Genomic DNA, 15,432 nt, shown 5'->3' with positions numbered 1-15,432 from the left:
CGAAAGCGGGGCCGGTGGCGAACCACCGACCCCGCTCGGGAACCGCGTGAGCTTACTTCTCCCAGCCCACGTTCTCCACGGGCTGCACACCGAACCCGTCGAGGCCCACGTAGGGCTCCGGGGTGAGGTTCGACAGGCCCTTCTTGGCCGTCACGATCCAGGGACCGTTGTAGAGCGGGATGACGCCCCAGGTCTCCTTGATGATCTCGGGCTCGAGCTTCATCGCGGCCTTGGTCCACGACTCGGCGGTCGTCTGCGACTCGACGTCCTTCTTGATCTTCTCGTCGATCGCCGGCGTGCTCGTGCCGGACAGGTTCAGGGAGCTGTCCGAGCAGTAGAGCTGGCAGAAGTAGGCCGGGCCGAACGGGTCGCCGTCCGTGAACTGCAGCGAGAACGCGTCCCAGTTCTTCGTGGTGAAGTCGGTCGAGAAGTCGGAAGACGGACGCTGCTCGATCTTGATGTCGATGCCGATGGCCTTCTCCTGCTGCTGCAGGGCCTTCAGCATCGCGATCGTGGTGGGCGAGTCGTTGTGGTTGGGGAAGACGACGGAGAGCTTGACGCCGTCCTTCTCGCGGACGCCGTCCTTGCCTTCCTTCCAGCCCGCCTCGTCGAGGAGCTTCTTGGCGCCGGCGGCGTCGAACTTCAGGCCCGCCTCCTTGAAGGAGTCGGCGTAGCCGTCCTGGAAGCTGTAGAGGTTCATCGAGCCCACGGCGTTCTCGGAGTAGCCGAGGCCGTTCCAGATGACCTTCTTCAGCTCATCGATGTTGGCGCCCATGAAGAACGCCTGACGCACCTTGATGTCCTTGAACTGCGGCTTGGACGAGTCGACGATCAGCACCGTCTTCGAGGTGCGCTGCGCGCGGTAGGTGACGACGTTCTTCATGCCGGCGACCTGCGCGAGAGCGTCCTTGTTGGGCGTCTCGGCGGCGTCGATCTCGCCGTTCTTGAAGGCGTTGATGCGTGCCGTCGAGTCCAGCCCCGTGAAGGTGACCTTGTCGAGCAGCGGCTTGTCCCCCCACCACTTCTCGTTGGGCTCGAGCGTCGCGCTCTGGCACTTCGTGTCGAACTTGGTGAGCTTGTACGGGCCGGCGCCCCACTCGGGGTGCGCGTTCTCCACGTAGGCGGTTTTGAACGCGTCGGCCGAGTTGACCTTCGGGTTCAGGATCGTGGAGAAGACGGCCTCGGGCCAGGCGAACTTGCCCTTGAAGGTGACGATGACGTCCTTGTCGGTGGCGCCCTTGGTCACCGACTCGATGTTCTTCCAGTTGTCCGTCGAGCTGACCTTGTAGGCCTCGTCGGAGCCGTTGTTGGCCTTCCAGGTGGTCTCGAAGGCGGTCCAGTCGATCGGCGTCCCGTCGTTCCAGACGGCCTTACGGCGCTGGATCGGTGCCGTGTCGAGCACCGCCGGCGAGACCGTCATGTGGCGCTCCGCTCGTGGACTCGCATGAGACGGAGTGCAGTGACCCCTGGGACCCGGTGTCGAGCGGGGGCAACTTCGCGAGACTATCACCGCCCGGGCGCTGACCCGTATATCGGGCGCGGCCCCGTCCGCACCCGCCCGCCGGTCGAGCCGCCTCCGCGCGGGTCGAGCGCTCCCGTAGAATCGACGGGATACCCGGCTCGCGCCGGGAGAGCCCGATCCGCTCGCCGGACCCCGCATCGTTCAGGACCCCATGTCACCTCGCGCCCTTACTCCGCTGCAGCCGGCCGCCACGCCGCCGCAGCAGATCCGCAACTTCTGCATCATCGCCCACATCGACCACGGCAAGTCGACGCTGGCCGACCGGATGCTCCAGATCACCGGCGTGGTGGCCGACCGCGACATGCGCGCGCAGTACCTCGACCGCATGGACATCGAGCGCGAGCGCGGGATCACGATCAAGAGCCAGGCCGTGCGGATGCCGTGGCAGATCGGCGGGGAGACGTTCGCGCTGAACATGATCGACACGCCCGGGCACGTCGACTTCACCTACGAGGTGTCGCGGTCGCTCGCGGCGTGCGAGGGTGCGATCCTGCTCGTGGACGCCGCCCAGGGCATCGAGGCCCAGACGCTGGCGAACCTGTACCTGGCGCTCGAGAACGACCTCACGATCATCCCGGTGCTGAACAAGATCGACCTCCCCGCGGCCGAGCCGGAGAAGTACGCCAAGGAGCTGGCGGACCTCATCGGCGGCAGCCCCGACGACGTGCTGCGGGTGTCCGGCAAGACCGGCGTCGGCGTGGAGGCCCTCCTCGACCGGCTCGTGCAGGAGATCCCGGCCCCGGTCGGCGACGCCGACGCGCCGGCCCGCGCGATGATCTTCGACTCCGTGTACGACGCGTACCGCGGCGTGGTGACCTACGTCCGCATGGTGGACGGCAAGCTGTCGCCGCGTGAGCGGATCCAGATGATGTCCACCGGCGCCAACCACGAGCTGCTCGAGATCGGCGTCTCCAGCCCCGAGCCGGTGCCGACCAAGGGCCTGGGCGTGGGGGAGGTCGGCTACCTCATCACCGGCGTGAAGGACGTGCGGCAGTCGAAGGTCGGCGACACCATCACGAACGCCCGCAAGCCCGCGGCCGAGGCGCTCGCCGGATACACGGATCCCAAGCCGATGGTCTTCAGCGGCATCTACCCGATCGACGGCAGCGACTACGCCGAGCTCCGCGAGGCGCTGGACAAGCTGAAGCTGTCGGACGCATCGCTGCAGTACGAGCCGGAGACCTCGGTCGCGCTCGGCTTCGGCTTCCGCTGCGGCTTCCTCGGCCTGCTGCACCTGGAGATCATCACCGAGCGCCTCTCGCGCGAGTTCGGGCTCGACCTCATCACGACCGCGCCCAGCGTGATCTACGAAGTCGTCACCAGCGACACCGGCGAGACCGTCACGGTCACGAACCCCAGCGAGTACCCGGACGGGCGGATCGGGTCCGTCTCCGAGCCCATGGTGAAGGCCGCGATCCTGCTGCCGAAGGACTACGTGGGCACGGTCATGGAGCTGTGCCAGTCCCGCCGCGGCTCGCTGCTGGGCATGGAGTACTTCTCCGAGGAGCGTGTCGAGCTGCGCTACAACATGCCGCTCGGCGAGATCGTCTTCGACTTCTTCGACCAGCTCAAGTCGAAGACCCAGGGCTACGCCTCGCTCGACTACGAGCCGAACGGATCCCAGGAGGCCGACCTGGTCAAGGTCGACATCCTGCTGCAGGGGGAGAAGGTCGACGCGTTCAGTTCGATCGTGCACCGTGACAAGGCCTACGCCTACGGCACGATGATGGCCGAGCGCCTGCGCAAGCTCATCCCTCGCCAGCAGTTCGAGGTGCCGATCCAGGCGGCGATCGGCGCCCGGATCATCGCCCGCGAGACCATCCGCGCGATCCGCAAGGACGTGCTGGCCAAGTGCTACGGCGGCGACATCACCCGCAAGCGCAAGCTCCTCGAGAAGCAGAAGGAGGGCAAGAAGCGGATGAAGATGGTCGGCCGCGTCGAGGTCCCTCAGGAGGCGTTCATCGCCGCGCTCTCGGGCGACGTCGAGGGCAAGGACAAGAAGTAGCGGACGGCACGCGGAGCACGCCACCCTTGGGAGAACCTGGGCGAGGCGCCGGTGCCGGCAAGTAGGGTGGTTGTCATGCGTCGCGGGACATTCCGAGAAGGAACGGTGGACTATGCCGCCGTGGGGGCGACCCACGCGCCCGACCTGATGCAGTATCCGCCGGAGCAGAGCATCCCCGCGGAGGAGTCCTGGCCGCTCGGCAGCGGCGAGGAGCGGTTCCGCACGGCCGGCGACGCGCTGCTGTCGTGGACGGCGCAGCGAGCGGCCGGTCTGCAGCTCACGGATGTGCGCCCCGCTTCGAGCCCCGGCTATGCCGGCGTCAGCTTCGACGCGGAGGGCAAGCCGATCGCGCCGAGCCACCTGGAGATCGAGCCGCGTTATGCGGAGGACGGCACCCCGTGGGCGGGCCCCGGGATGACGCTGAAGGTGCACGGCCGTGTCGGCGGCATGCGCGCCGACGCGGAGCTGCGGGTGATCTCGGTGACCGAGCAGACGCATCGGATCGGATTCGTGCTCGGCACGGTCGCCGGATCCGTGGTCAGCGGCGAGGAGTCCTTCGACATCGAGTGGAACGACGCCGACGAGGTGTGGTTCACCGTGCGCGCCTTCGACCGCCCGAACAGCTTCCTGTACCGGAGCTTCCCGTTCCTCGTGAAGCGCCGCCGCCGCGAGCTCTTCGCCCGCTATCTGCGCGCGATCTCGCCGCTGTACGCGACACCGGTGTGATAGTGCGGTCCTGATGGCCGGCCCGCTCCCGCTCGGGGATCCGGCGCCGGCGGACGGGCGGCTGCCCGCCGATCTGCGGATCGATCCGGATGCGGCGTTCTCCGCCTACCTTCACGTGCCGTTCTGCCGCGTGCGCTGCGGCTACTGCGACTTCAACACGTACACGGCCTCCGAGCTGCGCGGCGCGCGCCAGGACGCGTACGCCGACACGCTCATCCAGGAGATCGCGCTCGCCCGTGACGTCCTCGCGGAGCGCGGACCCCTGCGCCCCCTGAGCACCGTGTTCTTCGGCGGCGGCACGCCGACGCTGCTGCCGGCCGGCGACCTGGCGCGCATGCTCGGCGCCGCGATCGACGCGTTCGGCATCGTCGACGGCGCCGAGGTCACCGTGGAGGCCAACCCCGACACCGTCACCCCGGCCGTGGCGCGGGAGCTCGCCGACGCCGGCGTCACCCGCATGTCGATCGGGATGCAGTCGGCCGTGCCGCACGTGCTGGCAGCCCTGGACCGCACCCACCGGCCGGAGAACGTGCGCACGGCCGTGGACGCTGCACGTGCTGCCGGCCTCGCGGTGAGCGTCGACCTCATCTACGGCGCGCCCGGGGAATCGCTGGACGACTGGCGCACCTCGCTGGAGACCGCGGTCGGACTGGATCCCGATCACCTCTCGGCGTACGCGCTGATCATCGAGGACGGCACCAAGCTCGCGCGGCAGATCCGCCGCGGCGAGGTTCCGGCGCCGGACGACGACCTGCAGGCCGACATGTACGAGCTCGCGGACACCGTGCTGGCGGAGGCGGGGTACGACTGGTACGAGGTGAGCAACTGGGCACGCCGACCGGAAGTCGGCGGGGACGCCGGCGGCGGGGCGGATCAGCGGTCCCGGCACAACATGGCGTACTGGCGGGGGACGGACTGGTGGGGGTTCGGCCCGGGCGCCCACAGCCACGTCGCCGGGCTGCGCTGGTGGAACGTGAAGCACCCGGCGGCGTACGCGCAGCGGCTCGCCGCAGGGGAATCGCCGGCGGCCGGCACGGAGCGCCCCGACGCCGATGCCGCCGGGCTGGAGCGGATCCTGCTGCGCTCGCGGATGGCCGAGGGGCTCCCGCTCGCCGACCTCGTCCCGGACGCGCGCACGCGGGTCGCCGGGCTCATCGCCGACGGGCTCGTCGATGCAGCGAGCGCGCTGCGCGGCTCGCTCGTGCTCACCCTGCGCGGCCGCCTGCTCGCCGACGCTGTGGTGCGCGCCCTGACGGACTGAGCCCCGGACCAGGGAGTGTCGTTGCTCGGCCCGCTCTCGGCGGGGCAGGATAGGATTGGCACTCAACAGGTACGAGTGCCAGCCAAGAGGAGGAGCGATGGTCTCGGAACGCGGGCTCCAGGTGCTCCGCGCCATCGTCGAGGACTACGTCGAGACGAACGAGCCGGTCGGGAGCAAGTCGATCGTCGAGCGGCATGCCTTCGGCGTGTCCGCCGCCACGATCCGCAACGACATGGCGCAGCTCGAGGACGAGGAGCTCATCGCGGCCCCGCACACCTCCTCCGGTCGCGTCCCCACCGACAAGGGCTACCGCGTCTTCGTCGACCACCTGGCGCAGGTGCGGCCGCTCACCGCGGCCCAGCGCAGCGCCATCACGACCTTCCTCGCGGATGCGGCCGACCTGGACGATCTGATGGTCCGCACAGTTCGGGTGCTCACCCGGCTCACCGGGCAGGTGGCGCTCGCGCAGTACCCGTCGTTCGCCCAGGCGCACGTCACGCACGTCGAGCTCGTCGCTCTCGCGCCCAACCGGCTGCTCGTCGTGCTGGTGACCGACGCGGGCGGGGTGTCGCAGCGGATCGTGCCGCTGCCCGTGGAGCTCGACGAGGGCGAGATCGCGGCACTGCGCGCCACGATCACCGCGCTCATCACGGGCCACTCCGTGCGCCGCGGCGCCGAGCGCATCGCCGCGGCGAGCGAGGGGGCGCTCGGCCCCCGGCTCGGCGCGGCGCAGACCGCGCTGCTGCGGGCGGTGGCGGAGGAGCTCGCCGAGTTCCGGCAGGAGCGCCTCGTGATGGCGGGCGCGGCGACCCTGGCGCGCCGCGAGCACGACTTCCGCGGCAGCATCCACCCGCTCCTCGAGGCGATCGAGGAGCAGGTGACGCTGCTGCGGCTGATGAGCGAGATGCGCGTCGACGAGCACGGGCTCGCGGCGAGCATCGGCACCGAGAACGCGGCGTTCGGCCTGGACGAGGCCTCGATCGTGGCGAGCGACTACATGACGCACGGGGGCACCGCCCGCGTGGGCGTCATGGGCCCGACCCGCATGGACTATCCGAGCAACCTCGCGGCGGCGCGGGCCGTGGCCCGCTACCTGTCGCGCCTGCTCGAGGAGGACGAGACCGGTCGCTGAGCGGCCGGATCCAGACACGCCGCCGCAGGGCGGCCCGGAAAGGCGATGGTGACGGATCACTACGAGGTCCTCGGCGTCTCGCGCGACGCCAGTGAGGACGAGATCAAGAAGGCGTACCGGCGGCTCGCACGGGAGCTGCACCCCGACGTGAACCCCAGTGAGGAGGCCGCGGAGCGGTTCAAGCTCGTGACGCACGCCTACGACGTGCTCAGCGACGCCGACTCCCGGCGCCGCTACGACATGGGCGGCGACCAGAACGGCAACGGCGGCTTCGGCGGGTTCGGCGGCTTCAGCGACATCTTCGAGACATTCTTCGGCGGCGGAGGTGCGCGGGCCGCGCGTCCGCGTTCGCGCCGGGAGCGCGGCCAGGACGCGCTCGTCCGGGTCACCCTCGACCTCTCCGACGTCGTGTTCGGTGTGCATCGCGACATCGAGGTCGACACGGCCGTGCTGTGCGAGACCTGCCACGGATCCTGCTGCGCGGAGGGCACGTCGCCCGTGACCTGCGACATCTGTGGCGGATCCGGTCACGTGCAGCAGCAGGTGCGGAGTCTGCTCGGCAACGTCATCACGACGGCCCCCTGCGGTTCCTGCGAGGGCTTCGGCACCACCATCCCGTTCCCGTGCCAGACCTGCAACGGGCAGGGCCGGGTGCGCTCGCGTCGCACCGTCGGACTGGACATCCCGTCCGGCGTGGAGACGGGTCTGCGCCTGCAGCTGCCCGGATCCGGCGAGGTCGGCCGCGCCGGCGGCCCGAACGGCGATCTGTACGTCGAGGTGACGGTCGCCCCGCACCCGCGCTTCAGCCGCGACGGCGACGACCTGCTCGCCACGCTCGAGGTCGCGATGAGCGATGCGATCCTCGGCACCACGACCACCATCGAGTCGCTGGACGGCCCCGTGGAGCTGGAGATCCGGCAGGGCCTGCAGTCGGGCGACGTGCTGACGATCAAGGGCCGTGGCATCACGCCCCTGCGCGGAACCCAGCGGGGCGACCTGCGCGTCGGCGTGCAGGTGCTCACCCCGACGAAGCTCGACCACAAGCAGCGCCAGCTCATCGAGGAGTTCGCCAAGCGCACCAAGGCGCCCGCGCCGAAGCTGGCCGAGTTCCACCAGGGGCTGTTCTCCAAGCTGCGCGACCGGTTCCGCGGCTGACGCCCATGGCGCTGCACTTCGTGACGCCGGACGCGACCGGGGCGCCCGTCGGATCCCTGGTCTCCCTCACCGGGCCGGAGGCCAAGCACGCGGCCGTCGTGCGCCGGGTGCGCCTCGGCGAGCCCATCACACTGGGCGACGGCGCCGGCGTCTGGCTCGAGGGCGAGGTCGTCTCCGCCGCGCCGGCGCTGGTCGAGGTGCGCGTCCTGGAGCGCCGCGAGGACCCGCGCCCCGATCCGCGGATCCTGCTCGTGCAGGCGCTGGCGAAGGGCGACCGCGACGAGCTCGCCGTGCAGGCGGCCTGCGAACTCGGTGTGGACGAGATCGTCCCGTGGCAGGCGGCGCGCAGCGTGTCCCGCTGGGAGGGCGCCAAGGCGGCCAAGGGCCGGGAGCGCTGGGCGACCATCGTTCGGGAGGCCGCGAAGCAGGCGCATCGGTCGTGGATCCCCGAGGTGTCCGCAGTGGAGAGCACCGCCGATCTGGTGCGCCGTGCCGGAGCCCAGCGCGTGCTGATCCTGGATCCGACCGCGCCGGAGCGGCTCTCCACGATCGTGCCCGATAGGCGGGACATCGTGCTCGTGGTGGGGCCGGAGGGGGGCATCGCGCCCGAGGAGCTCGAGCGCCTGGCGGCAGCCGGTGCCGAGCGCGTGCTGCTCGGCGACACCGTGCTGCGCACCTCGACGGCCGGGCCGGCCGCCATCGCGGTGCTGAACGTGGCACGGGGGCGCTGGTAGGTCCGCCGCCGCCTCGCACCGCGCGGATAGACTGATCGCATGAGCGAACCCTCGATCTTCACGCGAATCCTGAACGGGGAGATCCCCGGCGAGATCCTGCTGGAGACCGAAGACGTCTTCGCGATCCGCGACATCAACCCGCAGGCGCCGCTCCACGTTCTCGTGATCCCCAAGTCCGAGCGGTACCGCGATGTCACCGAGCTCGCCGCCGGGGACCCCGGGCTGATGGCGAAGATGGTCGCCGCGGCGAAGCAGATCGCCGTCGACCACGCCAACGGGGAGTACCGCCTCATCTTCAACAACGGCGCGAGCGTCGCTCAGTCCGTCTTCCACGTGCACGCCCATGTGCTCGGCAATCTCGAGGAGAACAAGCTCGTTGGCTTCTGATGAAACGACCGAGTCCATGACGGCTCGGATCGAGGTGGACGGCATCGCCATGGTGCAGCTGCTCGGCCCGCAGGACCGCCTGCTGCGCATGCTCGAGAAGGAGCACCCCGAGGTCGACGTGCTGGTGCGCGGCAACGAGGTCACGCTGACGGGCGCCCCCGCCGCGGTCCGTGCCGCGCAGAAGCTGGTCGACGAGCTCATCGAGCTGACGCGCACCGGGCATCCGCTGCACCCCAGCGACGTGGCGCAGTCCGCGCGCATGCTCGAGCGCGAGGGCGTGCGCCCGAGCGAGGTGCTCGGCGAGGCCATCCTGTCGACCCGCGGCCGGGTCATCCGCCCGAAGACCCTCGGCCAGAAGGAGTACGTCGACGCGATCGACCAGAACACCATCGTGTTCGGGATCGGTCCGGCCGGCACCGGGAAGACCTATCTCGCGATGGCGAAGGCCGTGCAGGCCCTGCAGCGCAAGGAGGTCGAGCGGATCATCCTGACCCGCCCCGCCGTCGAGGCGGGGGAGCGGCTCGGGTTCCTGCCCGGCACGCTGACGGACAAGATCGACCCGTATCTGCGTCCGCTCTACGACGCGCTCAACGAGATGATGGATCCGGAGATCGTGCCGAAGCTCATGGCGACCGGAACGATCGAGGTCGCGCCGCTGGCGTACATGCGCGGGCGCACGCTCAACGACTCCTTCGTCGTGCTGGACGAGGCGCAGAACACCACGCCGGAGCAGATGAAGATGTTCCTCACCCGTCTCGGCTTCGGCACGAAGATGGTCGTCACCGGCGACATCACCCAGGTGGACCTGCCCACCGGCGCCTCGGGCCTGCGGCTGGTCACACGGGTGCTGAAGGACATCGACGACATCCACTTCTCGCGCCTCACCAGCGACGACGTGGTCCGTCATTCCCTGGTCGGCCGCATCGTGGACGCCTACACCGAGTACGACGAGCAGCGCACGGCCGCGCGCGCCGAGCGGGAGCAGGCCGCAGAGTTCGCCAACCGCGCCGAGCGCCGCGCCGGGCTCCGCCCCGGCCCCCGAGACCGCATGCCGAAACGAGGCCTGAAGTGATCGAGATCAACAACGAGTCGGCCATCGCGATCGACGAGACGGTGCTGCTGCGCCTCACCGAGCGCAATCTCGCGGAGCTGAACGTCAGTCCCGACGCGGACGTGGCGATCGTCCTCGTCGACGAGGGCGCCATGGAGGCGCTGCACGTGCAGTGGATGGATGAGCCGGGTCCGACCGATGTGCTGAGCTTCCCGATGGACGAGCTCCGCCCCGGCACCATGGACCGTCCCACGCCCCCCGGGCTGCTCGGCGACATCGTGCTGTGCCCGCAGGTCGCGGAGACGCAGGCCGCCGCGGCGAAGCACACGCTCATGGACGAGCTGATCCTGCTCACCACCCACGGTCTGCTCCACCTGCTCGGGTTCGATCACGCCGAGCCGGAGGACGAGAAGGAGATGTTCGGCCTGCAGCGGGAGCTCATCGCCGGCTTCGCGGCGGACGAGCGCTCGCACGGTCGATGACCCCGTTCCTGCTGCTCGCCGCCGCCATCCTCCTCGTCGCCTTCGGCGGTCTGATGGCGGCGATCGACGCGGCGCTGTCGGTCACCTCGCGTGCCGATCTCGAGGAGATGGGATCCGAGGGCCGCAACGCGGCGGCCCTCGCGCGGATGGCTTCCGATCCCGAGCCGCATGCGAACGCGGTGGCGTTCATGCGCGTGTTCGTGGAGACGGCCGCCGCCGTGCTCGTCACCGTCGCCCTCGTGCTGCTGTTCGGCGGCCAGATCTGGTGGGCGATGCTCGTGGCCGTGGTCATCATGACCGGCACCACGTTCGTGCTCGTGGGGGCCAGTCCGCGCTCGTTCGGCCGGCTGCACGCGATGGCGCTGCTGCGCGTGTGCGCGCCGACGATCCGCGCGGTGCGGGTGCTGCTCGGTCCGATCGCGCAGGGCCTCGCCGTCTTCGGCAGGCGGGTCACACCCGGCGCCGTGCGCAGCTCGTTCGCCACCGAGACCCAGCTGCTGAGCATGGTGGATGAGGCGGCGTCGCACGACCTCATCGAGGCCGACGATCGCGAGCTGATCCATTCGGTGTTCGATTTCACCGACCAGTTCGTGCGCGCCGTCATGGTGCCGCGCACCGACATGGTCACCGTCGACGCGACCGCGACGACCTCCGAGGCGATGGATCTGTTCCTGACCCGCGGGATCTCGCGGGTGCCGGTCGTGGACGACGAGGCCGACGACGTCGTGGGCGTGCTCTACCTCAAGGACCTCGTGCAGTTCGCCTATCGGGACGATCGCAGCTGGCGGACCGCGTCCGTGCGCAGGCTCGCCCGGCCGGCGGTGTTCGTCCCCGAATCCATGCGCGCGGAGACGCTGCTGCAGCAGATGAAGCGGGACTCCGTGCACGTGTGCATCGTGATCGACGAGCACGGCGGGATCGCGGGGCTCGTCACGCTCGAGGATCTCATCGAGGAGCTCGTCGGCGAGATCTCCGACGAGTACGACCGGCCTGGATCCGAGGTCGTCGAGCTCGAGCCGGGTCACTACCGCGTGAGCGGGCGGATGAGTCTCGAGGATGTCGGCGAGCTGTTCGGCGTGGAGCTCACCGACGACGACGTCGACTCGATCGGGGGACTCCTGGGCAAGGAGCTCGGCCGCATCCCCACGCCCGGCGCGACCGCCGTGGTGCGCGGACTCCTCCTCACCGGCGGCGCCTCGCGCGGTCGCGGGCGCGGCATCGAATACGTCTTCGTGGAGCGGGCCGAGGAGCCGCTCGCGGAGGATCAGGACGGGCCCGAGCGGTTCAGCAAGGAGGACCACGATGAGCGATGAGCGCGAAGCGAAGAGCGAGGGCGTGCACCGCAGCGGTTTCGTGACGTTCGTGGGGCGCCCGAACGTCGGCAAGTCCACCCTCACCAACGCCCTGGTCGGCGAGAAGATCGCGATCACGAGCGAGAAGCCGCAGACCACGCGGCGCGCGATCCGCGGCATCGTGAACCGGTCGGACGGGCAGCTCGTGATCGTGGACACCCCGGGGATCCACCGTCCCCGCACGCTCCTGGGCGAGCGCCTCAACGACCTCGTCGAGCAGGTGCTCGGCGACGTGGACGTGATCGGGTTCTGCGTGCCGGCGACCGAGAAGGTCGGTCCCGGCGATCGCCGCATCGCCGCCTCCCTCGACGGCTACCCGCGAGCGAAGAAGGTAGCGATCGTGACGAAGGTCGACGTCGCCGACCGCGACGAGATCACCGAGCGTCTCATGGAGGTCGACTCCCTGCGCGAGGACTGGGCCGCGGTCATCCCGCTCTCCGCGCTCACCCGCGTGCAGCTCGACGTGCTCGCCGACGAGGTGCTCGCGCTCATGCCGGAGGGGCCGTCTCTCTACGAGGACGACGTCGTCACCGACGAGTCCACGGAGGACCGCATCGCCGAGATGATCCGCGAGGCGGCGCTCGAGGGCGTGCGCGACGAACTCCCGCACTCGATCGCGGTCGTCGTCGATGACATCGCGCCGCGCGAGGACTCGGATCTGACGGACGTGCACGCGTCGATCATCGTGGAGCGCGACAGCCAGAAGGCGATCATCATCGGACGCAAGGGCGCGCGCCTCCGCGAGGTCGGCGCCAGCGCCCGCGCCGGGATCGAGGAACTGCTCGGCACCCGCGTGTTCCTCGGCCTGCACGTGAAGGTCGCCAAGGAATGGCAGCGCGACCCGAAACAGCTCGGCCGGCTGGGGTTCTGACGTGCCGCTCGCCGCACAGCACTGGATCGCCCCGGCCTGGGGCGGGCCGGAGCAATGGCGACTCGTCGAGACGACGGTGCCGGATCCGCGACCGGGGGAGATCACGGTCCGCGTCCGCGCCGCCGGGATGAACCCCGCCGACCGCAAGCACGTGGCGGCGCCCCGTCCCGGCGCGGCCCTGCCCGTGCCGATCGGCTACGAGGTGTCGGGCGAGATCGTGGCGATCGGGCCGGAGACGCGGATCGGATCCGGCGAAGCCCGCGTCGGCGACGAGGTGATCGCGTTCCGCGTGCAGGGCGGGTACGCGAGCGCCCTCACGATCCCCGCGGAGATGGCGTTCCGCAAGCCAGGTCCGCTGTCCCATGCCGCGGCGGCGAACCTGCTCCTGGCAGGCAGCACGGCCGCGGAGATGCTGGAGCGGGTGCATGCGCAGAGCGGCGACACGATCCTGCTGCACGGAGCATCCGGCGCGGTCGGGGTCATGGTGCTGCAGCTGGCCGCGCTGCGCGGCGTCCGGGTCATCGGCACCGCGAGCGAGGCCGGTGCGGAGCGCGTGCGGCGCTTCGGCGGGATCCCGACCGCCTACGGACCCGGTCTCCTGGACCGCGTGGGCGCGCTCGGTGTGCCGATCCGTGCGGCGCTCGACGCGGTCGGCACCGACGAGGCCGTGGACGTCTCGCTGGCGGTCGTCGGCGACCTCGGGCGCATCGTCACGATCGCCGCGCCGGGGCGCGCCGCGGAGCACGGGTTCCTCAGCATCGCCGGCTCGCAGCCCGCCAGCGCGGCGTTCCGCGACGGCATCCGGGACGAACTCGCCCGCCTCGCGGACGAGGGCCTGCTGGAGGTGCCCGTCGCGCGCACCTACCCGCTCGCCGACGCGGTCGAGGCGACCCTCTTCCTCGCCGAACAGCATCCCGGCGGCAAGCTCGCGCTCCTTCCGTAGCGCGTCCGCGTCACCAGCCGCCGGAGGATCCGCCGCCGCCCCCGCCGCCGGAGAATCCGCCGCCCGAGGAGCCGCTGAAGGTCGACCCGGACGATGATGAGCTCGGCGTGGAGGTGCCGGTGAGAGAGCTGCCCACGCCGGAGAGCGAGCTCGAGAGGTTGCCCGCGGCGAACCCGGTGTACCAGTCCGGACCGGTCCCGGCCTCCTGGTAGTGCACGGTCAGGACGTCGCCCCACTCGCGTTCCATCCCGAAGAGCATCGCGTAGGGGAGCAGGTGCTCGTACAGCACGATGACGTCGACCGTGCCGTCCCTCCTCCGCTCCGCCCCCGTGTAGGACTGCAGCATCCGGATCCGATCGGCCTCGGCCAGCCGGATGTACTCCTTCACGCCCAGCAGGTACTCGCGGGCCTCGGCGCCCGCGGGGGTCAGCACCGCGTACGGGATCAGCGCCGCGATGAACGCGACCACGGCGATCGCGGCGAAGACGATCGCCAGCACGAAGGCGCCGATCGCGGCCAGGCGGCCCACCGCCATCCCGGGCACGGCGAGCACGATCCCGGCGACGCCGAGCGCCAGGCCGAGCACGCTGCACACGACCGAGATGACCGATCGGCGCCGGGTGAGGAGACCGCGCTGGACCGAGGCGATGGCGGCCGTCCCCGGAAGGGCGCGCAGCTTCTTCACGAGCGCGTCGTCCGGCGCGCTCAGATCGCGGCTGCTGCCGACCGCTCCTGAGGGGAACAGCGTGCTGAGCGTCTGGGCGTCGAGCGGATCCGGGACGGTCGTGGCGTCCTGGAGGTGCAGCACAGGTTTGATGGTGCCTTCTTCGATGCGGATCGCCTTGCGCACGGCGAGATGCACGATCTCCGCCGAGGTGGACACCGCCTTCTTGCCCTCGATCACGGCGGCCAGCAGCGGCGGCAGGCTGGTCGGCACGTCGTACTGAGCGACGACGATGCCGCGCCCTCGGCGCCGCGCGCGCCCACGCATCGCAGCGACGCCGAAGATCGTGCCGAACAGGGCGAGCGCCGCGCCTCCGCCGGCCACCGGATACGGCACGGTGTCTGTGAGGGGATCCGGCACGCGCGCCGGCGCCGGGGCGAACGTGCCCTTCTTCATCGCGAACGCGACCGTCACTCCGGTGCCCGGGACGACGTTCTCCTGCGCGACGGAGAAGTGGTCCGGTCCGCCGGTGAGGTCGCATCGGGTGGTCGCGCCGGCCTCGCCCGTGTAGCACGCGTGCGCCCCCGTCATCGCGGCCCGCACGTCGGGGGCGAACGCGATCTCCGCCCGGAAATGCTGGATGAACTGGGAGGAGTCGAGCGGCAGCAGGTTCCAGTACCACTCGTCGATCGGCTGGTCGACGGGCCGGTGCACGACATCGCGCATCGTGTAGCGGATGACGTAGGTGGTCGGCCCGTGCTGGAAGACGTCCTCGTCGCCGATCTTGATCTGCCGCACGCCATCCTCGGTGGTGCCGTCGTCGTACGGCAGCGCTTTGCCGGATCCGTCGGTGATGGAGACGAGGTGCAGCTGCAGCGGCGCGCCGTCGTAGTACATCGGCAGGCCGCGGATGATGCCGTGGTTCTGATCGAAGTCGGGGAAGTCGGCGACGAGCGTCTCCGTCACGGCGAGGTCGGCCCGGCCGTCCGCTCCCCGGCTCAGCTCGAAGCGGCTGTCCCAGGACTGGTACGAGAACGCGTTAGCGTCGGCCTGCGCCGGTGGGGCGAACGCCATCGGCGCGAACGCGAGCGCGGCCGCGCAGAGCAGCGCCCGCAGACGTGCGCGTGGTCGAGCCCTCATGCCAGTC

General features: G+C 70.5%; 14 protein-coding genes. 12 read left to right on the top strand and 2 right to left on the bottom strand.

The window, feature by feature from the left end; genetic code table 11:
- Positions 1-52: 52 nt before the first annotated feature.
- Positions 53-1,420, bottom strand: coding sequence for an ABC transporter family substrate-binding protein (locus tag ACYQ1L_RS11530; protein ID WP_460004271.1), 1,368 nt, complete (start codon positions 1,418-1,420; stop codon positions 53-55).
- 253 nt (positions 1,421-1,673) lie between these two features.
- Here ACYQ1L_RS11530 and lepA point away from each other — a divergent pair, with 253 nt between their 5' ends.
- From lepA to ACYQ1L_RS11470, 12 genes are all read left to right on the top strand, one after another.
- On the top strand, positions 1,674-3,527 hold the full coding sequence (gene lepA, locus ACYQ1L_RS11525; RefSeq protein ID WP_460004270.1) for a translation elongation factor 4: 1,854 nt from the start codon (positions 1,674-1,676) through the stop codon (positions 3,525-3,527).
- A gap of 75 nt (positions 3,528-3,602) precedes the next feature.
- Entirely contained in the window at positions 3,603-4,253 is a 651-nt protein-coding gene (locus tag ACYQ1L_RS11520; protein ID WP_460004269.1) for a DUF1990 domain-containing protein, read from the top strand.
- Positions 4,254-4,266: 13 nt separating this feature from the next.
- Positions 4,267-5,514, top strand: coding sequence for a radical SAM family heme chaperone HemW (hemW, locus tag ACYQ1L_RS11515; protein ID WP_460004268.1), 1,248 nt, complete (start codon positions 4,267-4,269; stop codon positions 5,512-5,514).
- A 97-nt stretch (positions 5,515-5,611) separates the two neighbouring features.
- On the top strand, positions 5,612-6,646 hold the full coding sequence (gene hrcA, locus ACYQ1L_RS11510; protein ID WP_460004267.1) for a heat-inducible transcriptional repressor HrcA: 1,035 nt from the start codon (positions 5,612-5,614) through the stop codon (positions 6,644-6,646).
- 48 nt (positions 6,647-6,694) lie between these two features.
- Positions 6,695-7,801 carry a molecular chaperone DnaJ gene (dnaJ, locus tag ACYQ1L_RS11505; RefSeq protein ID WP_460005810.1) on the top strand — a complete coding sequence of 369 codons (1,107 nt, stop codon included), beginning with the start codon at positions 6,695-6,697 and terminating at the stop codon, positions 7,799-7,801.
- A 5-nt stretch (positions 7,802-7,806) separates the two neighbouring features.
- Positions 7,807-8,535, top strand: a complete 729-nt coding sequence (locus ACYQ1L_RS11500) for a 16S rRNA (uracil(1498)-N(3))-methyltransferase (protein ID WP_460004266.1) — start codon at positions 7,807-7,809, stop codon at positions 8,533-8,535.
- A gap of 39 nt (positions 8,536-8,574) precedes the next feature.
- Positions 8,575-8,922: an HIT domain-containing protein gene (locus ACYQ1L_RS11495; RefSeq protein WP_159576015.1), complete on the top strand. Its 348-nt coding sequence runs from the start codon at positions 8,575-8,577 to the stop codon at positions 8,920-8,922.
- A gap of 16 nt (positions 8,923-8,938) precedes the next feature.
- Entirely contained in the window at positions 8,939-9,994 is a 1,056-nt protein-coding gene (locus ACYQ1L_RS11490; protein WP_460004265.1) for a PhoH family protein, read from the top strand.
- Positions 9,991-10,455, top strand: coding sequence for an rRNA maturation RNase YbeY (gene ybeY / locus ACYQ1L_RS11485; protein WP_460004264.1), 465 nt, complete (start codon positions 9,991-9,993; stop codon positions 10,453-10,455). Before ACYQ1L_RS11490 ends, ybeY begins: the two co-directional genes overlap by 4 nt.
- On the top strand, positions 10,452-11,768 hold the full coding sequence (locus ACYQ1L_RS11480; protein WP_460004263.1) for a hemolysin family protein: 1,317 nt from the start codon (positions 10,452-10,454) through the stop codon (positions 11,766-11,768). The genes ybeY and ACYQ1L_RS11480 overlap by 4 nt, the downstream gene beginning before the upstream one ends.
- Positions 11,758-12,678 (top strand): GTPase Era, encoded by a 921-nt coding sequence (era, locus tag ACYQ1L_RS11475; protein ID WP_460004262.1) that lies wholly within the window; start codon positions 11,758-11,760, stop codon positions 12,676-12,678. Before ACYQ1L_RS11480 ends, era begins: the two co-directional genes overlap by 11 nt.
- Position 12,679: 1 nt before the next feature.
- Positions 12,680-13,621 carry an NADP-dependent oxidoreductase gene (locus ACYQ1L_RS11470; RefSeq protein WP_460004261.1) on the top strand — a complete coding sequence of 314 codons (942 nt, stop codon included), beginning with the start codon at positions 12,680-12,682 and terminating at the stop codon, positions 13,619-13,621.
- 10 nt (positions 13,622-13,631) lie between these two features.
- Here ACYQ1L_RS11470 and ACYQ1L_RS11465 read toward each other — a convergent pair whose 3' ends face one another.
- Entirely contained in the window at positions 13,632-15,425 is a 1,794-nt protein-coding gene (locus ACYQ1L_RS11465) for a DUF2207 family protein (protein WP_460004260.1), read from the bottom strand.
- Between the last annotated feature and the right edge of the window lie 7 nt (positions 15,426-15,432).

It is taken from the genome of Microbacterium xylanilyticum, from assembly GCF_054654695.1.
The sequence above is the reverse complement of the archived record's forward strand: the minus strand, read 5'-3'. Positions and strand labels throughout refer to the sequence as shown.

Coding starts and splice junctions, on each gene's coding strand:
- ACYQ1L_RS11530 (WP_460004271.1), bottom strand. CDS start 1,420: ATGACGGTCTCGCCGGCGGTGCTCGACACGGCACCGATCCAGCGCCGT.
- lepA (WP_460004270.1), top strand. CDS start 1,674: ATGTCACCTCGCGCCCTTACTCCGCTGCAGCCGGCCGCCACGCCGCCG.
- ACYQ1L_RS11520 (WP_460004269.1), top strand. CDS start 3,603: ATGCGTCGCGGGACATTCCGAGAAGGAACGGTGGACTATGCCGCCGTG.
- hemW (WP_460004268.1), top strand. CDS start 4,267: ATGGCCGGCCCGCTCCCGCTCGGGGATCCGGCGCCGGCGGACGGGCGG.
- hrcA (WP_460004267.1), top strand. CDS start 5,612: ATGGTCTCGGAACGCGGGCTCCAGGTGCTCCGCGCCATCGTCGAGGAC.
- ACYQ1L_RS11500 (WP_460004266.1), top strand. CDS start 7,807: ATGGCGCTGCACTTCGTGACGCCGGACGCGACCGGGGCGCCCGTCGGA.
- ACYQ1L_RS11495 (WP_159576015.1), top strand. CDS start 8,575: ATGAGCGAACCCTCGATCTTCACGCGAATCCTGAACGGGGAGATCCCC.
- ACYQ1L_RS11490 (WP_460004265.1), top strand. CDS start 8,939: ATGACGGCTCGGATCGAGGTGGACGGCATCGCCATGGTGCAGCTGCTC.
- ACYQ1L_RS11480 (WP_460004263.1), top strand. CDS start 10,452: ATGACCCCGTTCCTGCTGCTCGCCGCCGCCATCCTCCTCGTCGCCTTC.
- era (WP_460004262.1), top strand. CDS start 11,758: ATGAGCGATGAGCGCGAAGCGAAGAGCGAGGGCGTGCACCGCAGCGGT.
- ACYQ1L_RS11465 (WP_460004260.1), bottom strand. CDS start 15,425: ATGAGGGCTCGACCACGCGCACGTCTGCGGGCGCTGCTCTGCGCGGCC.